Origin of the sequence: uncultured Paracoccus sp., assembly GCF_945915435.1 — a bacterium.
GTDB lineage: Bacteria > Pseudomonadota > Alphaproteobacteria > Rhodobacterales > Rhodobacteraceae > Paracoccus.
Map to the genome: position 1 here is coordinate 1 of NZ_CAMEFG010000032.1, position 22388 is coordinate 22388.

The following is a 22388-nucleotide window of genomic DNA, read 5'->3' on the forward strand; positions in this document are numbered from 1 at the left end:
CGGTGATGAAGACCGACCATGCGAACAGCGGCACCTTGAACAGCGTCATGCCGGGCGCGCGCATGTTCAGGAAGGTCGCGATGATGTTGATCGAGCCGAGGATCGAGGATGCGCCCGAGACGTGGACGGCGAAGATCGCCAGGTCCATCGAATAGCCGCCCTCATTGGTGGACAGCGGCGGGTAAAGCACCCAGCCCACCCCGGAACCGGGCTGGTCCGAGCCGCCCGGCGCGAAGAGCGAGGCAAGGCCCAGCGCGACGCCGCAGACGAACATCCAGTAGGACAGGTTGTTCAGGCGCGGGAAGGCCATGTCCGGCGCGCCGATATGCAGCGGCAGGAAATAGTTGCCGAATCCCCCGAACAGCGCGGGAATCACCACGAAGAACATCATCAGGACGCCGTGATAGGTGATCATCACGTTCCACAGATGGCCGTTCGGCGTGCAGGGCTGTGTCGCGTCGGCGATCAGCCGCGCGCCTTCCATGCACATGTATTGCACGCCGGGGTTTTGCAGCTCCATCCGCATGTAGACGGTGAAGCAGACCGAAATCAGCCCCACGAGACCTGCGGTGAACAGGTAAAGGATCCCGATATCCTTGTGGTTGGTGGACATGAACCAGCGGGTGAAGAACCCGCGGGTGTCGTGGTGGCCATCCGTGCCATGAACGGCTGCGTCTGCCATTGGGCGATCTCCCTCGAAATTCGGCTGGCCAATCCCTGCGGATCGGCGGACTCGGGCAACTTCTAGACTACTCTATTCGTCGCGGCAATGCATCCCAAAGCCGTTCAGGGCGGGTCGGGGGGCTGTTTTTGCGCTTTGCCCGCGATTCAGCCGGGGAAGCGTCGCGCGAAAGAGGCGATCAGCGCATTGTCCAGATCGCCCATGCCCACCGGCAGGCCCATATCGACAAGGCTTGTGACGCCGTGCCCCGAGATTCCGCAGGGCACGATGCCGGAATAATGGCTCAGGTCCGGCTCGACGTTGATCGAAATGCCATGAAAGCTGACCCATTTGCGCAGCTTGACCCCGATGGCGGCGATCTTGTCCTCGCGCATGGAGCCGTCGGGCAGGGCGGGCTTGTCGGGGCGGGCGATCCAGACGCCGACGCGACCCTCGCGGATCTCGCCCTTCAGGTTGAACTCGGCCAGGGCGTCGATGACCCAGTTCTCCATCGCGGCGACGAAGGCGCGGATGTCGCGGCCGCGCCGGTTGAGGTCAAGCATGACATAGACGACGCGCTGGCCCGGCCCGTGATAGGTGTATTGCCCCCCGCGCCCCGCCGGATGGACCGGAAAGCGCGCCGACAGCAGGTCCTGCGCCCGCGCGCTGGTGCCCGCGGTGTAAAGCGGGGGATGCTCGACCAGCCAGATCAGTTCGCCCTCGCGGCCCGCATGGATGTCGGCCACGCGCGCCTCCATCGTGGCGACGGCGCGGTCGTAATCGAGCAATCCGGGTTCGGTGATCCATTCGGGCATGGCCGTTCATATCCCCGCCCCGTGGTGCCCCGCAAGAGGGCTGCCAAGCTGAAACATATTCATAATCATTGTGCGGATGATGAATTTCACTAAATGGGCGGGGCAGGCTATAAGAACAGCCCAGACATTCGCGGAATTGACCATGACCAAGCACGTCCAGCCGACCCCCTCGCCCGTTTTCGACCGTTTGCGCGCGGCCGCCGCCGAACGCATCCTGATCCTGGACGGCGCGATGGGGACGCAGATCCAGCAGCTTGGCTTTGGCGAGGGCGATTTCACGGGGCACAGGGGCGGTTGCGGCTGCGGCCACCATACCGACCACCCCCAGCAGGGCAACAACGACCTGCTGAACCTGACCCAGCCCGAGGCGATCGAGGAAATCCACTACCGCTATGCGATGGCGGGTGCCGATATCGTGGAAACCAACACCTTCAGTTCGACCACCATCGCGCAGGCCGATTACGGGTTGGAGGCCGCCGTCTACGACCTGAACCTGCGCGGCGCGCAGATCGCAAGGGCCGCGCTGGACCGCGCCACCGCAAAGGACGGGCGCGCGCGTTTCGTCGCGGGCGCGCTTGGGCCGACGAACCGCACGGCATCCATCAGCCCGGACGTGAACAACCCCGGCTATCGCGCCGTCACCTTCGACGACCTGCGCATCGCCTATGCCGAGCAGGTCCGGGGCCTGATGGACGGCGGCGCCGACCTGATCCTGATCGAGACCATCTTCGACACGCTGAACGCCAAGGCCGCCATCTTCGCCTGTGAAGAGATGTTTGAAGAAAAGGGCATCCGCCTGCCGGTGATGATCTCGGGCACCATCACCGACCTGTCGGGCCGCACCCTGACCGGGCAGACGCCGATCGCCTTCTGGTATTCGATGCGCCACGCGCAGCCCCTGTCCATCGGGCTGAACTGCGCGCTTGGGGCATCCGCGATGCGCCCGCATCTGGCGGAACTTTCCGCCGTGTCCGATACGCTGATCTGCGCCTACCCCAACGCGGGCCTGCCCAACGAGATGGGCCAATACGACGAATCGCCCGAGCAGATGGCCGCCCAGATCCGCGAATTCGCCGAAGGCGGGCTGATCAATATCGTCGGGGGCTGCTGCGGCTCGACCCCCGAGCATATCCGCGCCATCGCCGAGGTGGTGGCCAGCTTCCCGCCGCGCCGGGTCCCCGAGATCACGCCCCGCCTGCGCCTGTCGGGGCTGGAGCCGTTCACCAAGACCGACGATATCCCCTTCATGAACGTGGGCGAGCGCACGAATGTCACCGGGTCCGCCAAATTCCGCAAGCTGATCACGGCGGGCGATTACGCGACCGCGCTGGACGTGGCCCGCGATCAGGTCGAAAACGGCGCGCAGATCATCGACATCAATATGGACGAGGGGTTGATCGATTCGAAACAGGTGATGATCGAATACCTGAACCTGATCGCATCCGAACCCGATATCGCCCGCGTCCCGGTGATGATTGACAGTTCCAAATGGGAGGTGATCGAGGCGGGCCTGAAATGCGTGCAGGGCAAGCCGGTCGTGAACTCGATCAGCCTGAAAGAGGGCGAGGAACAGTTCCTGCATCAGGCCCGCCTCTGCCGCCGCTACGGCGCGGCGGTGGTCGTCATGGCCTTTGACGAGGTGGGCCAGGCCGATACCGAGAACCGCAAGGTCGAGATCTGCACCCGCGCCTATGAGATCTTGGTGAACGAAGTCGGCTTCCCGCCCGAGGATATCATCTTCGATCCCAATATCTTCGCCGTCGCCACGGGGATCGAGGAACACAACAATTACGGCGTCGATTTCATCGGCGCGACCCGGCGCATCACGCAATCGCTGCCGCATGTTCATGTCTCGGGCGGGGTGTCGAACCTGTCGTTCAGCTTCCGCGGCAACGAACCCGTGCGCGAGGCGATGCACGCCGTGTTCCTCTATCACGCCATTCAGGCGGGGATGGACATGGGCATCGTCAACGCGGGGCAACTGGCGGTCTACGACCAGATCGACCCCGAACTGCGCGAGGCCTGCGAGGATGTCGTCCTCAACCGCCGGGACGACGCGACCGAGCGGATGCTGGACCTGGCCGAGCGTTACCGGGGCGAGGGCGGCGCCAAGGCCCGTGAAAAGGACCTGACATGGCGCGAATGGCCGGTCGAAAAGCGGCTGGAACATGCGCTGGTCAACGGCATCACCGAATATATCACCGAAGACACCGAAGAGGCCCGCCAAGCCGCCGAACGCCCGCTGCATGTCATCGAAGGCCCCTTGATGGCGGGGATGAACGTCGTCGGCGACCTGTTCGGCGCGGGCAAGATGTTCCTGCCGCAGGTGGTGAAATCGGCCCGCGTGATGAAACAGGCCGTCGCCCATCTGCTGCCCTATATGGAGGCCGAAAAGGCCGCGTCCGGCGGCAGCAACACGGCGGGCAAGGTGCTGATGGCGACCGTCAAGGGCGACGTTCACGACATCGGCAAGAACATCGTCGGCGTCGTCCTAGCCTGCAACAATTACGAGATCATCGACCTTGGCGTGATGGTCCCGGCGACGAAGATCCTTGAAACCGCCAAGGCCGAGAATGTCGATATCATCGGGCTTTCCGGTCTCATCACCCCCTCGCTGGACGAAATGGTTCATGTGGCCAGCGAAATGGAGCGGGAAGGTTTCGACATTCCCCTGCTGATCGGCGGCGCGACCACCTCGCGCGTGCATACGGCGGTCAAGATCCATCCGCGCTATGCCAAAGGACAGGCGGTCTATGTCACCGACGCCAGCCGCGCCGTGGGCGTGGTCAGCTCGCTTCTGTCGGGGCGCAAGGCGGCTTATGTCGAGGATATTCGCGTGGAATATCAAGAGGTCGCCAACAAGCACGCCCGTGCCGAGGCCGACAAGCGCCGCCTGCCGCTGGCCACCGCGCAGGCCAATGCCTTCAAGGTGGACTGGGACGGTTTCCGGGCCAAGACGCCGGAGTTCCTCGGCGCGCGCGTGATCGAGGATTTCGATCTGGCCGAAATCGCGGAATATATCGACTGGACCCCCTTCTTCCAGACATGGGAGATGAAGGGCGTCTATCCCCGCATCCTCGACGACGAAAAGCAAGGGCAGGCCGCGCGGGCGCTGTTTGCCGACGCGCAGGCGATGCTGAAGCGGATCATCGCCGAGGGCTGGTTCAAGCCCCGCGCCGTCGTCGGCTTCTGGCCCGCGAATCGCGTGGGCGACGACATCCGCCTGTGGACCGACGAAAGCCGCAGCGCGTCGCTGGCGACGCTGCACACCCTGCGCCAGCAGGTCGCCAAGCGCGATGGCCGACCCAATGTCGCGCTGGCCGATTTCGTCGCGCCCGAGGGGCTGGTCGATTACGTCGGCGGCTTCGTCGTGACCGCCGGCCCCGAGGAAATCGCCATCGCCGAACGCTTCAAGGCCGATCACGACGATTATTCCGCGATCATCGTGCAGGCGCTGGCCGACCGCTTCGCCGAGGCGCTGGCCGAACTGATGCACCAGCGCACCCGCCGCGATTACTGGGGCTATGCGGCGGATGAAACCTTCGCGCCGCAGGAGTTGATCGCCGAGCCTTACAAGGGCATCCGCCCCGCGCCGGGCTATCCCGCGCAGCCCGACCATACCGAGAAGGTGACGCTGTTCGATCTGCTGGACGCGACGGCGGCCACCGGGGTCGAACTGACCGAATCGATGGCGATGTGGCCGGGTTCGTCCGTCAGCGGCATCTATATCGGCCACCCGGACGCCTATTATTTCGGCGTCGCCAAGGTCGAACAGGATCAGGTTGCCGATTACGCCGCCCGCAAGGGCATGTCGATGCGTGATGCCGAACGCTGGCTGGCGCCGATCCTGAACTATATCCCGGCCCCCGCGGTGGCCGCCGAATAGGGGCGTGAAAATCTGCCGGGCGGGTGTGAAATCCCTCTTTTCATCCGCCCCGCAACAGTCTAAACGACCCGCACTGGCACGATGCGGTCGTGGCGGAATTGGTAGACGCGCAGCGTTGAGGTCGCTGTTCCTTAACCGGAGTGGAAGTTCGAGTCTTCTCGACCGCACCAGCATATCCCCCGATCCATATGGGCGGCAGGCCGCCCGCCCGCCGTCGCGCGCCCACAGGGACGGCGATGCCGCTTGAACTCGGGGCGCATTGCATTAAACCGCAGGCGACCCGTCTTTCGGAAGATCAGGACATGACACTCTACCTACATATCGGGGCGCAAAAGACCGGCAGCACCACCATCCAGGAGGCGCTTTATCGCAACCGCGGGGCGCTGCTGCGGGCCGGGCTGACCTATCCCGAGGTGCAGGCCGACGACAAGAACAAGGTCAGCCATTACAATTCCCTGCGCGGTTTCTTTACCCGGCAGAAGGACCAGATCGCCGACACCGATGCCTTCATCTCGCGGGTGAACGGGATCGAGGGCGACGTCCTTCTGTCCTCCGAGGCGCTGAGCAACTGGCCCCCGCTGGCCCCGCGCGAAACCGCCGCGCAATACTGGGCGCGCAAGCAGACCATCCTGGAAGGCATCCGCGACCGGCTGGCGCAGCGCCGGGTCAAGGTGATCTATTGCGTGCGCGAGCGGACGGCCTATCTCAAGTCCCTGTTCAAGCAGCACCTGAAGGTGTTGCAGCGCCCCTCGCTGTCGATCGAGGACGAGTTGGACGGCTTTCTCAAGCGCGAGGTCGTCCGCTCGGACACCGCGCGCCAGGCCGAGATCTGGCGCAAGGTCTTTGGCAATGTCGGCATCATCGACTTCGACGAACACGCCCGCGCGGGCACCTTGCTGGATGCCTTCGTCGAGCGGCTGGACCGCCAGGTCGATCTGCGCGATGTCGAGGTCAGGAACGTCTCGCCCGACTGGACCGAACTGGAAATGACCCGCATCAGCCGCACCTACCAGCTTGATCCCCCGGCCAGGCTGATCGGCAAGGCCGGTCCCGGCCCCGAACGGCGCGAACAGGTGAACACCATGATCGAGGCGATGGTCGCCCGCCGCATCAAGGCCGCCGTCGCACAGGCCGAGGCCGAAAAATAATGTCCATGCCGTTCGGGCAGGGGATTGCGCCTTGCACCGAGCGGTTCGATGAAGAACAATCCCCGTCAGGCCACCGCAAACGGCGGCACAACGAAAACACGAACAACGGGGAATGCAAGATGAAGGCATCACTGGCGATTTCGGGTCTGGCGCTTGGCACGATGGTGGGCGCCGCGCCCCTTGCCGCCGATGAGGTGAACGTGGGCGTGATGCTGACCCTTTCCGGTTCGGCGGCGGTGCTGGGCGAACAGGGCCGCGACGGCTTCCTGCTGGCGCTCGATGAACTGGACGGCAAGCTGGGCGGGCTTGATGCCAAGGTCACCATCGTGGACGACGAACAAAAGCCCGACGTCGCCGTCAACCGCGCGCGCGAGCTGATCGAATCCGAAGGTGTCGATTTCGTCATGGGCGCGATGTATTCCAACGTCCAGATGGCGGTGACCGGCCCGCTGACCCAGGCGGGCGTCTTCGTGCTGTCGCCCAACCCCGGCCCCTCGGCGCTGGCGGGGGCGGAATGCAACCCGAACTTCTTCGCCGTCTCCTATCAGAACGACCAGCCCGACGAGGTCGTGGGCGCCTATGTTTCCGACAAGGCGCAGCGGGTTTTCCTGATCGCGCCGAACTACCAGGCGGGCAAGGATCACCTGACCGGCTTCAAGCGCACCTTCACCGGCGAGATCGCGGATGAGGTCTATGTCTCGCTGACCCAGATGGATTACTCGGCCGAGCTGGCGCAGATCGCCGCCGCCTCGCCCGATGCGGTCTTTGCCTTCATGCCGGGCGGGCTTGGGGTGAACTTCGTGCGCCAGTTCCGGCAGGCGGGGCTGGATGCGATTCCCGTCTATTCGACCTTCACCGTCGATGAGGTCACCCTGCCTGCCCAGCAGCAGGATGCGGTCGGCTTTTATTCCGGTTCCGACTGGGCGCCCGATCTGGACACGGAACGCAACCGCGCCTTCGTCCAGGCGTTCGAGGCGAAATATGACCGCGTGCCGGCCTCTTACGCGGCCCATGCCTATGACGCGGCCTATCTGATGGATGCGGCGATCCGTGCGGTGGGCGGCGATCTGTCCGACAAGGATGCCCTGCGCGCCGCGCTGAAGGCCGCCGAGTTCGAATCGGTCCGGGGCGAGTTTTCGTTCAACGACAACCACTTCCCCTTGCAGGACTTCTACGTCACCCAGGTTGCCCAGCGCGAGGATGGCAGGTTCCAGACGCAGGTCGTCGAAAAGGTGCTGGAAAAGCCCGTCGATGCCTATGCGGCGGAATGCGCGATGAACTGATCCCGCGCCAAGGCCGATGACAAATCTTCTGATCCTGCAAACGCTGAACGGTCTGCAATTCGGCATCCTGCTGTTTCTGGTGGCGGCCGGGCTGACGCTGGTTTTCGGCGTGATGGACGTCATCAACCTTGCGCATGGCGCGCAATACATGCTGGGCGCCTACCTGGCCGCCGCCTTTACCGCGCTGACGGGCAGCTTCGCCCTTGGCCTGCTGGCGGCGTTGCCCGTGGCGCTGGCCTTCGGCCTGCTGACCGAAAGGCTGGTGATCCGGCGGCTGTATGATCGAAGTCACCTGGACCAGGTGCTGGTGACCTTCGGCCTGATGCTGATGATCGGCGAGGGTGTGCGGATGATCTGGGGGTCCGCGCCGATCTCGGTCAACCTGCCGCAGGTGCTGTCGGGATCGGTGCCGGTCTATGGCAACCTGCGCTATCCGGTCTATCGGCTGGTGATCCTGGCGGCGGGGCTGGGCGCGGCGGGGCTGCTGGGTTGGATGATCCATCGCACGCGGCTGGGCATGCTCTTGCGGGCGGGTGCCAGCAATCGCGACATGGTTTCCGCGCTGGGCACGGATATCAACCGGCTGTTCCTGTTGGTCTTCGGCTTTGGTGCGATGCTTGCCGGGTTCGCCGGGGCGATGATGCTGCCGCTGGTCTCGGCCGAGCCGCAGATGGGTGATACCGTCCTGATCCTGACCTTCGTCGTCATCGTGATCGGCGGCATCGGCTCGATCCGGGGGGCCTTCGTCGCGGCGCTGCTGGTCGGGCTGGTCGATACGCTGGGCCGCAGCTTCGGCCCGGTCCTGCTGCGCACGGTGATGGAGCCGGACGCGGCAAGCCAGATGGGCCGCGTCCTGGCGCCGATGCTGATCTATATCCTGATGGCGCTGATCCTGGCGATTCGCCCCGCGGGCCTGTTCCCGGTGCGGCAATGAGCGCGCGCGACGCCGTCATGCTGGCGCTGGTCGCCCTGCTTGCCGCGCTGCCGCCGGTGCTGCAACTGCTGGGCGAACCGTTCCTGACCGTGATCGTCACCCGCGCGCTGATCTTTGCCATCGCGGCGCTGTCGCTGGACCTACTGCTGGGCTATGGCGCGCTGGTGTCCTTCGGCCATGCGGCGTTTCTGGGGATCGGGGCCTATACCGCGCTGATCCTGTCGGGGCGCGGCGTGACAGGGCTGGAGTTGCAACTGCCGGCCGCCCTTGCCGCTGCCGGGCTTTTCGCGCTGGTCACCGGCGCGATTTCCCTGCGCACGCGCGGGGTTCACTTCATCATGATCACGCTGGCCTTCGGCCAGATGGCCTATTATTTCGCCAGTTCGCTGTCCGCTTTCGGCGGCGACGACGGGCAGGCGCTGCGCGCACGCTCGACGCTGTTCGGGGCGGATGTGCTTGCGGGCAACAGCGGGTTTTACTACCTGGTGCTGGCACTTCTGGCGCTGGTCTGGCTGTTTCTGCGCGCGCTGACCCGTTCGCGCTTCGGGCGTGTCCTGTCCGGCACCCGCGAGAACGAGGCGCGCATGCAGGCCATCGGCTTTTCCCCCTTTCCCTTCCGGCTGATCGCCTATGTCGTCGCGGGCATGATCGCCGCGATGGCGGGGGTGCTGCTGGCCAATCACGCCAGCTTCGTCGCGCCGTCCTATATGGGCTGGGGCCGCTCGGGCGAGATGATCGCGATGGTCGTCCTTGGCGGCATGGGAACGCTGACCGGCCCGGTCCTGGGCGCCATCGCCTTCGTGCTGGCCGAGGAAACGCTGGCCCGCTTCACCACCCATTGGCGGCTGTTCTTCGGCGCGGCCATCGTGCTGATCGTGCTGTTCACGCGCGGGGGTCTGCTGGGCGCATTGCTGCGGGGGCGGAAATGACGGTACTGTCGGTGCAGGGGCTGACCAAGTCCTTCGGCGCGCTCAAGGTCAGCGACGCCATCAGCTTCGACCTGCGCGCGGGCGAGATCCACGCCATCATCGGTCCCAACGGCGCGGGCAAGACCACGCTGATCCACCAGCTTTCCGGCAGCATCCGCCCCGACGCGGGCCGCATCCTGATGGAGGGGCGCGACATCACCCGCCTGCCCGTTCCCGCCCGCGCGCGCCGGGGGTTGGCGCGGTCCTTCCAGATCACGGCGATCCTGCCGGGCTTCTCGGTGCTGGAAAACGTCGCGCTGGCGGTGCAGGCGCGCAGCGGTTCCAGCTTTCGCTTCTTCCGGCGGGCGGCGGCGGAACGCGCGCTGAACGAACAGGCCCGGGCCAGCCTTGGGGCGGTCGGGCTGGCAGGCATCGCCGGGCGCGCGGCGGGCACGCTGTCGCATGGCGAAAAGCGCCAGCTTGAGATCGCCATCGCGCTGGCCATGCGTCCCCGGCTGCTGCTGCTGGACGAACCCCTTGCCGGCACCGGCCAGCACGAGGCGGCGCGGATCGGCCGGTTGATCGCCTCGCTCAAGGGGCAGCTTGGCATCGTGCTGATCGAGCATGACATGGCCGCCGTCTTTGCCCTGGCCGACCGCATCAGCGTGCTGGTGCATGGCCGGTTGATCGCCACCGGCTCGCCCACCGAGATCCGGCAAAACAGCCAGGTCCGCGCCGCCTATCTGGGTGAGAGCGAATGCTGAATCTGCAAGACATCGTGGCCGGTTACGGCGGCTCGACCGTGTTGCAGGGCATGTCGCTGCATGTCGCGCCGGGCGAGGCCGTAGCGCTTCTGGGCCGCAACGGCATGGGCAAGACGACGACGGTGCGGGTGATCTTCGGCCTTTTGCGCGCGGCGCAGGGCCGCGTCACGGTGGCAGGCCGCGACATGACCGGCGCCGCCCCCTTTGCCGTCGCCCGCGCCGGGCTGGGGCTGGTGCCCGAGGGGCGGCAGATCTTCCCCAACCTTACCGTGGACGAAAACCTGATCGCGACCGCGCGCCCCGGCCCGTGGACGCTTGCGCGGGTCCATGAGTTGTTCCCCCGCCTTGCCGAGCGCCGCCGCCACGCCGGCAACCAGCTTTCGGGGGGCGAGCAGCAGATGCTGGCCATCGGGCGCGCGCTGATGACCAATCCGCGCCTGCTGGTGCTGGACGAGGCGACCGAGGGCCTTGCCCCCCTGATCCGGGCCGAGATCTGGTCTTGTCTCTCGCGCCTGCGGGCCGAGGGCATGGCGATCCTGGTCGTGGACAAGGACCTGCGCGCGCTGTCCGCGCTGGTCGACCGCCTTGTCGTGATCGAGCGCGGCCAGCCCGTCTGGCAGGGCGACAGCGCCGCCCTTGCCGCCGATCCCACTGTTCAGGAACGGTTCTTGCATGTCTGATATCGTCGTGATCGGCGGGGGGATCGCGGGCGTCTCTGCCGCCGCCGAACTGTCGCACCTGGGCCGTGTCACCCTGCTCGAGGCCGAGGATGCGCTGGCCAGCCATGCCTCGGGCCGTTCGGCGGCGCTTTACGAGCCTGCCTATGGTCCCCCGGCGATCCTGGAATTGTCGCGGCTTTCGGGTCCGGGACTGGCCGATGCGGGCGTGCTTTCGCCGCGCGGCATGATGCTGGTCGCCGCCGTCGGGGCCGACCGGGGCTTTGACGCCGAGCGTGACCAGATGGGCCTGCAAGAGATCGACCCGGACCGGGCTGTGACGATCTGTCCGGGGCTGGACCCGGCGCGGATCGCACGCGCCGCCCACAGCACGGCGGCGCAGGATATCGACACCGATCTGCTGATCCAGACCCATGCCCGCGCCGCCCGCAGCCGAGGCGCGCAGATCCTGACCGGGGCCGGTGTCACCGCCATCTCGCGTAGCTGTGGGCGCTGGCACCTGCGCACGAAAGCTGGCGAACATGCCGCGCCCCTGCTGGTCAACGCGGCAGGGGCCTGGGCGGACCGGATCGCCGAAATGGCGGGGGTGCGTCCGCTTGGCTTGCAGCCGCACAGGCGGTCCGTGGCGCGGATCGCGATGCCCCAGGGGGTGGACGTGTCGCGTTGGCCGATGCTGATGGGGCTGGGGGAAAGCTGGTATGCCAAGCCCGACGCGGGCGCGCTGATCGTCTCGCCCGCCGATGCGGAACCTGTCCCGCCCCATGACGCATGGGCCGACGACATGGTGCTGGCCGAAGGGCTGGCGCGCTACGCCGAAGTCGCCCGCCATCCCGTCCGGCGGATGCTGGCCAATTGGGCCGGTCTGCGCACCTTCGCCCCCGACGGCAGCCCTGCCTATGGGCGCGATGCAGGGCAGCCGGATTTCGTCTGGTTCGCGGGGCAGGGGGGATACGGGTTCCAGTCCTCGGCCGCGGCGGCGCGGTTCATCGCCGACACCGTGGCAGGCCGTCCGACCGACGCCCGGCTGGCCGCGTTGATGGACCCCGCGCGGTTTTCGCGCTGAGCGGCGGCTTGCCCGACGGGCCGCGCTTCTTTATCCAAGGGCCAGCCCGGCAGCATTCAGGACATCAGGCACATGAGCTACAACACCTTCGGCCGCGTTTTCCGCTTCACCACCTGGGGCGAAAGCCACGGCCCCGCGCTTGGCGTGACGGTGGACGGCTGCCCGCCGGGTGTGGCGCTGGACGAAGGCTTCGTCCAGCAATTCCTGGACCGCCGCCGCCCCGGCACCTCGAAACACACCACGCAGCGCAAGGAACCCGACGCCGTGCGCATCCTGTCGGGCCTGTTCGAGGGGCGCACCACCGGCACCCCGATCCAGTTGATGATCGAGAACACCGACCAGCGCAGCAAGGATTACGGTGAGATCGCGCAAGCCTTTCGCCCCGGCCATGCCGATATCGCCTATCATCTGAAATACGGTATCCGCGACTATCGCGGGGGCGGGCGGTCCTCGGCGCGCGAAACGGCGGCGCGGGTCGCGGCGGGTGGCGTGGCGCAGGCGGTGCTGCGCGAACTGGTGCCCGATCTGCGTATCACCGGCTATATGATCCAGATGGGCGCCATGCACCTGGACCGGGCGCGCTTCGATTCCTCGGCCATTGCGGATAACCCGTTTTTCCTGCCCGATGCCTCGGCGGTTCCGGCGTGGTCGGATTATCTGACCGGCATCCGCAAGGCGCAGGATTCCGTCGGCGCCGCGATCGAACTGTTGATCGAGGGCTGCCCCCCCGGCCTTGGCGCGCCGGTCTATGCGAAACTGGACACCGACCTTGCCGCCGCGATGATGTCGATCAATGCCGTCAAGGGCGTCGAGATCGGCGAGGGCATGGGTGCCGCCGCCCTGACCGGCACCGGGAACGCCGATGAGATCCGCATGGGCAACGACGGGCCGGTCTTTGCCTCGAACCACGCGGGCGGCATCCTTGGCGGGATCAGCACGGGGCAGGACATCGTGCTGCGATTCTCGGTCAAGCCCACCAGTTCGATCCTGACACCGCGCCGCACCATCGACCGGAACGGCAAGGATATCGAACTGGTCACCAAGGGCCGCCACGACCCTTGCGTCGGTATCCGCGCCGTTCCCATCGCCGAGGCGATGGCGGCCTGCGTGCTGCTGGACCACCTGCTGCTGGACCGCGCGCAGACGGGCGGCCAGCGGGGCCGCATCGGCGGCTGAGAGGGCGCGAATCCCCCCGGCGCGGGCTTTGCGCATGTAACAAAACGGCTTGCCATGCGGATTCCCACGCCGGACCGGGGCCTGTTTCCGGATCGAATCCTGAAAAATAATCTATTGAAAACAGTGCTATAACGCAGATCTGCCCCACCGCAGGCCGTTGTCATGAATCTGTCACATGAATGTCGCAAAAGCGATACGCGGGGGCCTTAGGTCACAAGGCAAGGTCAAAGCTGGCCCCACAGACATTCAGGAGAGATCCATGACTTCCGCCAAACTCACCGTCTCGGCCCTTGCCGTCATCGCCGCGACCGCCTCGGTGGCGCATGCCCGCGAACAGATCCAGGTGTCCGGCTCCTCGACGGTGCTGCCCTATTCGACCATCGCGGCAGAGGCCTTCAGCGAAAACACCGATTTTCCGACCCCGGTGATCGAATCGGGCGGATCCTCGGCAGGTCTGCAAAAATTCTGCCAGGGCGTGGGTGAAAACACCGTCGATATCGCCAACGCCTCGCGTCCGATCCGCGAAAGCGAGATCGAAACCTGCCGCGCCAATGGCGTCACCGACATCATCGAGGTCCAGATCGGTTACGACGGGATCGTCTTTGCCAGCGACATCGAAGGCCCGGATTTCGAATTCACCCCTGCCGACTGGTATAACGCGCTGGCCGCCGAGGTCGTCGTCGATGGCGAGATCGCAGCCAACCCCTATACCCGCTGGAACCAGATCCGCCCCGAACTGCCCGACCAGGCGATCCTGGCCTTTGTTCCGGGCACCAAGCACGGCACCCGCGAAGTGTTCGAGGAAAAGGTCATCGCCGACGGCTGCGAGGAATCGGGCGCCTCTGACGCCTTCACCGCCGCCCGTGGCGAGGATGGCGCGGATGCCTGCACCGTGCTGCGCACCGATGGCCGTTCGGTCGATATCGACGGCGACTATACCGAGACGCTGGCCCGCATCCAGTCGGACAAGGACGGCATCGGCGTCTTTGGCCTGTCGTTTTACGAAAACAACACCGACAAGCTGAAGGTCGGCACCATCTCGGGCGTCACGCCTTCGACCGAAACCATCGCCTCGGGCGAATACCCGGTCTCGCGTCCGCTCTATTTCTACCTCAAGAAAGCCCATATCGGCACCATCCCCGGCCTGAAGGAATTCGCCGAATTCTTCGTCTCGGACGCGGTGGCCGGTCCCTCGGGTCCGCTGGCGCAATACGGCCTGGTCGCCGATCCCGAACTGGCGCAGGTCCAGCAGACCGTCGCCGACGAAGCGACCATGCAATAAGCGAAACGGTGGCGGGGCCTGCGGGTCCCGTCCGCCTTTCAGGGTTAACCCGCTTAGTCCGAGGCCCTCATGCCTGTTTTCTGGATCGTGTCGATCGTCCTGGTCCTTGCCGTCGCCGGCTATGTGGCCGCCAAGGCGCGCGTGCTGAAGCTTGCGGGCGGCGATTCGCGCCGCCTGCATTCGCGTCACGTCTATTACGGCTGGTATGGCGCGCTGCTGGTGGCCACGCCTGCGCTGCTGGTCCTGGCCGCGTGGATGGCCGCGCAGCCGGTCGTGATCGACCGTGGCATCGCCGCCGACCTGCCCCCGTCCGTCATGCGCGAAGGGGTCAACCCCGCCATCGTCGTGCAGGACGTGCGCCGCACCGCCACCGCGCTGTCGCAAGGCCTCCGCGAGGGCGTGCTGACCCGCACTGATCTTGCCGATGCCGCCGCCCAGGCCGAAACCCTGCGTCCGAGGCTGACCGAGGCGGGCATCCGCCTGCCGCCCGCCGCATCCGAGCCAGCGATGCTGGGCGCGGGCGGCGAATATCGTGCCAGGCAGGTCGCCGGCCATTGGGCCATGACGGGCGTCGTGCTGCTGCTGGCCGTGGGCGGGCTTGTGCTGGGCCATCGCCAGTCGCAGCCACAGACGCGCGCGCGGAACCTGGTCGAGCGTTTCGTCAAGGCCGCGCTGATCACCTGTTCCAGCATCGCGATCCTGACCACGGCGGGCATCGTGCTGTCGATGGTCTTTGAAAGCGCGCAGTTCTTCCGCCAATACGCCTGGACGGATTTCTTCTTCGGCACCACATGGTCGCCGCGTTTCGGTGGCGGATCGCAGCTTGGCATCCTGCCCCTGCTGTGGGGGACGCTCTATATCTCGGCCATCGCGCTGGTGGTTGCCGTGCCCATCGGGCTTTTCGCCGCGATCTACATGTCGGAATATGCGTCGAACCGCGTGCGTTCCTTCGTCAAGCCGACGATCGAGGTGCTGGCGGGTATCCCCACCATCGTCTACGGCCTGTTCGCGCTGATGACGGTCGGGCCGATGCTGCGCGACTGGTTCGCGCAACCGCTTGGCCTTGGCTCGTCGGGTTCGTCGGTGATGACGGCGGGGCTGGTCATGGGGATCATGCTGATCCCCTTCGTCAGCTCGCTGTCGGACGACATCATCAACGCCGTGCCGCAAAGCCTGCGGGACGGGGCGCTTGGCCTTGGCTCGACCCAATCCGAAACCGTGCGCAAGGTCGTGCTGCCCGCCGCGCTGCCCGGTATCGTGGGCGCGGTGCTGCTGGCCGCCTCGCGCGCCATAGGCGAGACGATGATCGTCGTCATGGGCGCGGGCGCCGCCGCGAAGATGGACCTCAACCCGTTCGAGGCGATGACGACGATCACCGTCAAGATCGTCAGCCAGTTGACCGGCGACACCGATTTCAACTCGGCCGAGACGCTGGTCGCCTTTGCCCTGGGCCTGTCGCTGTTCGTCATCACCCTGATCCTCAACATCGTCGCGCTTTACGTCGTGCGCAAATATCGCGAGCAGTATGAATGACCGATCTTTCCGCATCCGGGGCGGCCCGGAAATCCTCGCTGGTCACGCTTGACGACCGCACGCGCCGCCGCAACGCCGCCGAAAGGCGTTTCCGTGCCTATGGGGTCGCGGCCATCGCGACCGCCGCGCTGGCGCTGGCGATCCTGCTGGTCACCATCGTGGGCAATGGCGTCGGCGCCTTTCGCCAGACCTTCGTGACCATTCCCGTCACGCTGGATGCGCAGCAACTCGACCCCGCCGGAAACCGCGACCGCGGCGAAATGAGCGGGGTCCTGACCCTGGCCTATGGCGGCCTGCTGAACCAGTCGCTGCGCCAGTCCATCGAAGGTGCCGGCATCGAGGTCGAGGGGCTGACCGACCGCGACATCGACGACCTGATCTCGAAGGACGCGCCTGCGCAGATCCGCAACCGCGTGCTGGCCAACCCCGATCTGGTCGGCCAGACGGTCGAGGTCGCCGTGCTGACCAATGGCCGCGTAGACGGCTATTACAAGGGCCGCGTCTCGCTGGCTTCGGCGGCGAATGACGGCAATACCTCGCCCCAGCAGCTTGCCCTTGCCGATGCGCTGAAGGAACGCGGCCTGCTGGCGACGAAATGGAACTGGGCCTTCCTGACCAATCCCGACGCATCCGATCAGCGTCCCGAGGCGGCGGGCGTCGGCATCGCGATCCTGGGATCGCTTTACATGATGCTGGTCGTCCTGTTCCTGGCGGTGCCCATCGGCGTCGCGGCCAGCATCTACCTGGAGGAATTCGCGCCGAAGAACCGCCTGACCGACGTGATCGAGGTGAATATCGCCAACCTTGCCGCCGTGCCTTCGATCGTCTTCGGCATCCTGGGGTTGGCGGCCTTCATCAACTTCGCGGGCCTGCCGCAATCGGCGCCCATCGTGGGCGGCCTGGTGCTGGTCTTGATGACGCTGCCGACCATCATCATCTCGACCCGCGCGGCGCTGAAGGCGGTGCCCCCCTCGATCCGCGATGCGGCGCTTGGCGTGGGCGCGTCCAGGATGCAGACGGTATTCCACCATGTCCTGCCGCTGGCGCTGCCCGGCATCCTGACCGGCACGATCATCGGGCTGGCGCAGGCGCTTGGCGAAACCGCGCCGCTTCTGCTGATCGGCATGGTGGCCTTCGTGCGCAACTTTCCCGCCGCGCCGCCCGAAGGGCTGTTCGACCCGGCCTCGGCCCTGCCCGTGCAGGTCTACAACTGGACCCAACGCGCCGACCCGGCATTCTTCGAGCGCGCCTCGGGTGCCATCATCGTGCTGCTGGTCCTGCTTTTGTGCATGAACCTGCTGGCCATCTATCTGCGTCGCCGCTTTGAACGCCGGTGGTGATCGCGAAAGGAAAGACCCTTATGAACGACATGAGCATTATGGAGCGCGCGGTGAGCCAGACGGACATCAAGATCTCGGCCAGGGACGTTCAGGTCTGGTATGGCGAGAAACATGCCATCAAGGACGTGAACATCGACATTCTCGACAAGACCGTGACGGCCTTCATCGGCCCCTCAGGCTGCGGGAAATCGACCTTCTTGCGTTGCATCAACCGCATGAACGACACCATCGACATCTGCCGCGTGCAGGGGTTGATCGCGCTGGACGGAGAGGACATCTACGACCGCCGTGTCGATCCGGTGCAGTTGCGCGCCAAGGTCGGCATGGTGTTTCAGAAACCCAACCCCTTCCCCAAGTCGATCTATGACAACGTGGCCTATGGTCCGCGTATCCACGGGCTGGTCCGCAACAAGGCCGAGACCGATGAAATCGTGGAAAAATCCCTGCGCGGCGCCGCCCTGTGGAACGAGGTCAAGGACCGCCTGCAAGAGCCGGGCACCGGCCTTTCGGGTGGCCAGCAACAGCGCCTGTGCATCGCCCGCGCCGTCGCGACCCAGCCCGAGGTGCTGCTGATGGACGAACCATGCTCGGCGCTGGATCCCATCGCGACCAGCCAGGTCGAGGACCTGATCGACAAGCTGCGCGCGAATTTCTCGGTCGTGATCGTCACGCATTCGATGCAGCAGGCCGCCCGCGTCAGTCAGAAGACCGCCTTCTTTCACCTTGGCAACCTTGTGGAACATGGCGATACCGACGACATCTTCACCAACCCGCAGGACCCAAGGACCGAAAGCTATATCAGCGGCAAGATCGGTTGAGGAGGACGTCAGACATGAGCAACAACGACAAGCATATCTCGACCGCCTTCGACCGCGACCTGGAAACCGTCCAGGCGCTGGTCGTCAAGATGGGCGGCATGGTGGAAACCGCGATCCACGACGCGGGCCGCGCACTTGAAACCCGCGACGAGGAACTGGCCGAAAACACCCGCCGCCGCGACAAGGCCATCGACCTGCTGGAAGCGCAGATCAACGAGGAATCGGCCCGCCTGATCGCGCTGCGTGCGCCCATCGCCACGGATCTGCGCACTGTCCTGACCGTGATGAAGATCGCCGCCAGCCTGGAACGGGTGGGCGATTATGCCAAGAACATCGCCAAGCGCAGCCATGTGCTGATGCACATGCCGCTGATCGGCGGTTCGGGGATCGCGCTGCGGCGCATGTCCGACACGGTCGAGCAGATGGTCAAGGACGCGCTGGACAGCTTCATCCAGCGCGACGCCGCGCTGGCCGCCGACGTGCGCGCCCGCGATCTGGAAGTGGACCAGATGTATAACGCAATGTTCCGCGAATTCCTGACCCACATGATGGAGGATCCGCGCAATATCACCGCCTGCATGCACCTGCATTTCATCGCCAAGAACATCGAACGGATGGGCGATCACGCGACCAGCATCGCCGAGCAGGTCATCTATCTTGCCACGGGCGAGATGCCCGACGATGCGCGCCCCAAGAGCGACAGCGTCATCCGTGTCGATCTGGACGGGGACAAGGGATGAGCGTCATGGCTTCGCTGCAAAAACCCTGCGTGCTCGTGGTCGAGGACGAAAGCGCGCAGCGCGAGATCCTGACCTACAACCTCGAAGCCGAGGGCTTCCAGGTCGTCCAGGCCGAAAACGGCGACGAGGCGATGCTGCTGGTCGAAGAGGAGCAGCCCGACCTGATCCTTCTGGACTGGATGCTGCCCAATATCAGCGGGCTTGAGGTCTGCCGCCGCATCAAGGCCGATCCCGGCAAGCGGCGGATTCCGGTCATCATGCTGTCCGCGCGATCCGAAGAGGTCGACCGGGTCCGCGGCCTGGAAACCGGCGCCGACGACTATATGGTCAAGCCCTATTCCGTGGTCGAGTTGATGGCGCGCCTGCGCACCCAGTTGCGCCGCACCCGCCCCGCCACGATGGGCGAGCGCCTCAGCTATGCCGATATCATCCTGGATTCGGCCGAGCATCGCGTCTTTCGCGCCGGCCAGGCGCTGCACCTCGGCCCGACCGAATTCCGCCTGCTGTCGACGCTGATGGAAAAACCCGGCCGCGTCTGGACGCGAGAGCAGTTGCTGGACCGGGTCTGGGGCCGCGACGTCTATGTCGACAGCCGCACCATCGACGTCCATGTCGGGCGGCTGCGCAAGGCGCTGATGGTCAACGGCGGCGACAACCCGGTGCGCACCGTGCGTGGCACGGGCTACGCGCTTGGCTGAATGCCGAAGGCTGCGGCGCGGCCTTGGAAGCCGACACTTCCTTCGGCCATTGGAAGACCCAGACTTTCGTCGCTGCGCTGCGACATGATGGCTTGGCCGCCCTCTGGCTGATCGACGGCGCCATGACCCGCGAGATGTTCGACACCTACGTCGAGACCCAACTCGCCCCGGCACCTGGGGCTGGCGACATGGTCATCCTTGACAACCTTGCCGCCCACAAGAGCGAGAAGGCCAAGGCCGCATTGCGCCGCCTCGACGCCTTGTTCCGGTTCCCCCCCCCGGCAGCCCCGACCTGAACCCCATCGAGATCAATCGGGGGGCTCTCTCGGACGCATGGCGTTCGCCCCCTCATATTCTCCAAGCTCAAGGCCTGTCTGCGGTGCGTCGGAACCCGCACCATCGACGCCGTGCGGCGTGCCAACGGTAAAATCTGCGATCTCTTCGATCCCGACAAATGTTGGAACTACTTCAAGGCCGCTGGATACGGGCCCGATTAAATGCAAACCGTGCTGGAAGGACCGCAGGGTCATAATGCGTCAATGGCGGGAACAACCCGATGCGCGGCACGGGCGCTAAATGCCGAAGGCTGCGAGGGAACCCCGCAGCCTTCAACCGTCCTTTTGGTCGCGCTTATTGCGCGATCAGCTCGGTGATCCGGCGGATCCCGACGCGCCGGTTCGCGCGCTCGGCCTCTTGCGTTTCGATGCGCAGGAACTGTTCGCCATAGCCCTGAACGACCAGGTTTTCCGGCGGCACGTCGAAATATTCGGTCAGCGCCAGCGCCACCGATTCGGCGCGCCGGTCCGAAAGCGCCAGGTTCGAGATGTCCGAGCCGACGGCGTCGGTGTGTCCCTCGATCAGGAAAACCTCATTGGGGTTGTCGCGGATGCTGTCGGCGATCACCCGGCCAAGCAGGCTGAGCTGTTCGGCCTGCGTGGGCGAAATCGCGGCCGATCCGGTGTCGAAGGTGATCGACTGGATGTCGAGCGGCGCAACCAGCGCGCGAACCTGTGCGATATTGCGGATCTGGCTGAGCGAAAAGCGCCGGTCGGCATTCGATTCGCGCATCAGGGCCTCGCGCAGCGCATTCTCGTCCATCCGGTCGGTGTAGTCGATGGGACGCGCGGGCGGCGGCAATTCCGAGATGCGCACGGGTTCGACCACCGCCGTTTCGTCGATCAGCATGGTCGAGCGTCCGTCGGGCCATTGCACGGTCCGCCGCAACACATTCATTTCCGCGTCGCGAATGGTCACGACGCGGCTGCCGTCGTCGCGCAGGACGGTGGTGATGGTCGAGCCGTCGGCATAACGCTCGGTCTGGACGTTCGAGCCGGGGCGCAGCAACAGCGCATTGTCGTCCTTGATCAGTTGCTGCGAACCGTCGGGCAGGGTAACCACCACGCGGTCGCCGGTGTTCAGCGCGACCTCGCGATTGTTCGACAGCATGTTGCCGACCGCGAAACCGGCCATGCCCGCCAGCGCCATGCGCGCGATGTCGCGGTCGCGGTTGCGGCTGCTGTCGCCGGCCTCTTGCGTGCCGGTCACGCTTTCGACGACCGAGGTCAGGAAATCCTCATCCGAACTGCGCAGGTCCTCGGCCGTGACTTCGACGTCGCTGACCTCGGCTGCGGCCCGTTCCCCGCCGCTGGCGTCGGATTCGAGCAGTGCCTTGAGCGCCTCGTTTTCAGCGGGGGCGGCGGGGTTCGCGGCCTCGCGCGACAGATCGGTTTCGGCGGCGTCCGCTTCGGGCGCGGCCTCGGCGCCGTCCTGCGCGGCGTCTTCAAGGTCGGTGTCGGGCGTCACGGCTTCGTCGCTATCCAGCGGCGGCGTCACATCCAAGCCGGCAGGATCCTGGACCTCATCCGCGGTGGAGTCGTCCTGACCGGCTTCGTCGGCAGGGGCTGCGTCTTCAGCCAGGGGTGCGTCGCCCGTGGCAGGTTCCAGGGCTTCGTCCGCGGCAGGATCGTCCTGCGGTTCGGCTGCGTCGGCGGGGCTTGAATCCTCAGGCAAATCCGCTTCTTCGGCAGTGGTTTCGGTTCCTGCCGCTGCGTCCTCCTGTTCCTGTAGCGCGCGGCGCAGGGCGTCGGCATCGGTTTCCTCGGCAGCTGGGGCCTCGGTCGTCTCGGCGGGGGCTTCCGCAGGCGCCTCGGCAGGGGGCGTTTCGACCAGCGTGTCGCTTTCCGGCGGTGCGGTCGGGTCGGTGCCTTCCGTCTCGGGTTGCGGATCGACCGGGGTTTCGAGCGCCTCGGCGGGGGAATCCTCGACTGCTTCGGCGGGCAGGGCCTCGGCAGGGGTGTCGCTTTGCGGCATATCGGCGTCTTGCGCAGGCTCGGCTGGTGCGTCCACCGCATCGCTGCCGGGAAGCGTTTCCGCCTCTGGCGCGGCATCGAGCGTTTCCGGCTGCATCGGGGATTCTTCTGCCGGAGCAAGCTCGACCGGATCGGTTTCGGGGGCCTCGGCCTCGTCGGCCAGGGGGACGGCCTCGGGTTCGGCGCCCTCTTGCGGCGGGATGATCTGGTCGGGCAGGGTGGTTTCAGCCTCGGTCGCTGCGTCCTGTGCGACGGCCAGACCGGGCGCAAGCAGGGAAAGGCTTGCGACGATTGCGGTCGTGGTCTTGAACATGCGATTCATTGTCTTTCCTTTCGACATGCCGCCAATGGCG

At 65.8% G+C, this 22388-nt stretch carries 19 protein-coding genes and 1 tRNA gene; 17 read left to right on the plus strand and 3 right to left on the minus strand.

Annotation, left to right across the window (positions count from 1 at the left end):
* Together Q0O97_RS11455 and lipB are read right to left on the minus strand one after the other, a co-directional pair.
* Window positions 1-682: cbb3-type cytochrome c oxidase subunit I (locus tag Q0O97_RS11455; RefSeq protein ID WP_294929095.1), on the minus strand; the 682-nt coding region annotated here is incomplete at its 3' end.
* A gap of 146 nt (window positions 683-828) precedes the next feature.
* Window positions 829-1476 (minus strand): lipoyl(octanoyl) transferase LipB, encoded by a 648-nt coding sequence (gene lipB / locus Q0O97_RS11460; RefSeq protein ID WP_294929099.1) that lies wholly within the window; start codon window positions 1474-1476, stop codon window positions 829-831.
* A gap of 142 nt (window positions 1477-1618) precedes the next feature.
* Here lipB and metH point away from each other — a divergent pair, with 142 nt between their 5' ends.
* The 17 genes from metH (at window position 1619) to Q0O97_RS11545 (ending at window position 20022) form a co-directional block, all read left to right on the plus strand.
* Window positions 1619-5362: a methionine synthase gene (metH, locus tag Q0O97_RS11465; RefSeq protein WP_294929102.1), complete on the plus strand. Its 3744-nt coding sequence runs from the start codon at window positions 1619-1621 to the stop codon at window positions 5360-5362.
* An 83-nt stretch (window positions 5363-5445) separates the two neighbouring features.
* Window positions 5446-5532: transfer RNA gene (locus Q0O97_RS11470), tRNA-Leu, on the plus strand.
* Between the two features lie 132 nt (window positions 5533-5664).
* Window positions 5665-6510, plus strand: a complete 846-nt coding sequence (locus Q0O97_RS11475) for a hypothetical protein (RefSeq protein WP_294929105.1) — start codon at window positions 5665-5667, stop codon at window positions 6508-6510.
* A gap of 119 nt (window positions 6511-6629) precedes the next feature.
* A complete protein-coding gene (locus Q0O97_RS11480; protein ID WP_294929108.1) occupies window positions 6630-7793 on the plus strand; it encodes an ABC transporter substrate-binding protein in 1164 nt (387 codons plus the stop codon).
* A 16-nt stretch (window positions 7794-7809) separates the two neighbouring features.
* Window positions 7810-8727 (plus strand): branched-chain amino acid ABC transporter permease, encoded by a 918-nt coding sequence (locus tag Q0O97_RS11485; RefSeq protein WP_294929111.1) that lies wholly within the window; start codon window positions 7810-7812, stop codon window positions 8725-8727.
* A complete protein-coding gene (locus Q0O97_RS11490; RefSeq protein ID WP_294929114.1) occupies window positions 8724-9656 on the plus strand; it encodes a branched-chain amino acid ABC transporter permease in 933 nt (310 codons plus the stop codon). Before Q0O97_RS11485 ends, Q0O97_RS11490 begins: the two co-directional genes overlap by 4 nt.
* Complete coding sequence (locus tag Q0O97_RS11495; RefSeq protein WP_294929117.1) at window positions 9653-10399, plus strand: ABC transporter ATP-binding protein; 747 nt, start codon at window positions 9653-9655, stop codon at window positions 10397-10399. Before Q0O97_RS11490 ends, Q0O97_RS11495 begins: the two co-directional genes overlap by 4 nt.
* Window positions 10393-11079, plus strand: a complete 687-nt coding sequence (locus Q0O97_RS11500; RefSeq protein WP_294929120.1) for an ABC transporter ATP-binding protein — start codon at window positions 10393-10395, stop codon at window positions 11077-11079. Before Q0O97_RS11495 ends, Q0O97_RS11500 begins: the two co-directional genes overlap by 7 nt.
* Window positions 11072-12139: an FAD-binding oxidoreductase gene (locus tag Q0O97_RS11505; RefSeq protein WP_294929123.1), complete on the plus strand. Its 1068-nt coding sequence runs from the start codon at window positions 11072-11074 to the stop codon at window positions 12137-12139. The genes Q0O97_RS11500 and Q0O97_RS11505 overlap by 8 nt, the downstream gene beginning before the upstream one ends.
* Window positions 12140-12211: 72 nt before the next feature.
* Window positions 12212-13315 (plus strand): chorismate synthase, encoded by a 1104-nt coding sequence (gene aroC / locus Q0O97_RS11510; RefSeq protein ID WP_294929126.1) that lies wholly within the window; start codon window positions 12212-12214, stop codon window positions 13313-13315.
* A gap of 259 nt (window positions 13316-13574) precedes the next feature.
* Window positions 13575-14597: a substrate-binding domain-containing protein gene (locus Q0O97_RS11515; RefSeq protein WP_294929129.1), complete on the plus strand. Its 1023-nt coding sequence runs from the start codon at window positions 13575-13577 to the stop codon at window positions 14595-14597.
* Between the two features lie 69 nt (window positions 14598-14666).
* Window positions 14667-16130, plus strand: a complete 1464-nt coding sequence (gene pstC, locus Q0O97_RS11520; protein ID WP_294929132.1) for a phosphate ABC transporter permease subunit PstC — start codon at window positions 14667-14669, stop codon at window positions 16128-16130.
* Entirely contained in the window at window positions 16127-17470 is a 1344-nt protein-coding gene (gene pstA, locus Q0O97_RS11525; protein WP_294929136.1) for a phosphate ABC transporter permease PstA, read from the plus strand. The genes pstC and pstA overlap by 4 nt, the downstream gene beginning before the upstream one ends.
* 20 nt (window positions 17471-17490) lie before the next feature.
* Window positions 17491-18288 carry a phosphate ABC transporter ATP-binding protein PstB gene (gene pstB, locus Q0O97_RS11530; protein ID WP_294929139.1) on the plus strand — a complete coding sequence of 266 codons (798 nt, stop codon included), beginning with the start codon at window positions 17491-17493 and terminating at the stop codon, window positions 18286-18288.
* Window positions 18289-18302: 14 nt separating this feature from the next.
* Entirely contained in the window at window positions 18303-19028 is a 726-nt protein-coding gene (gene phoU / locus Q0O97_RS11535; RefSeq protein WP_294929142.1) for a phosphate signaling complex protein PhoU, read from the plus strand.
* A 5-nt stretch (window positions 19029-19033) separates the two neighbouring features.
* Entirely contained in the window at window positions 19034-19726 is a 693-nt protein-coding gene (gene phoB / locus Q0O97_RS11540) for a phosphate regulon transcriptional regulator PhoB (RefSeq protein ID WP_294929145.1), read from the plus strand.
* A 23-nt stretch (window positions 19727-19749) separates the two neighbouring features.
* Window positions 19750-20022 (plus strand): transposase, encoded by a 273-nt coding sequence (locus tag Q0O97_RS11545; protein ID WP_294929148.1) that lies wholly within the window; start codon window positions 19750-19752, stop codon window positions 20020-20022.
* Window positions 20023-20356: 334 nt separating this feature from the next.
* Here the strand turns inward: Q0O97_RS11545 and Q0O97_RS11550 are convergent, their stop codons facing one another.
* Window positions 20357-22357, minus strand: a complete 2001-nt coding sequence (locus Q0O97_RS11550; RefSeq protein ID WP_294929151.1) for an OmpA family protein — start codon at window positions 22355-22357, stop codon at window positions 20357-20359.
* Between the last annotated feature and the right edge of the window lie 31 nt (window positions 22358-22388).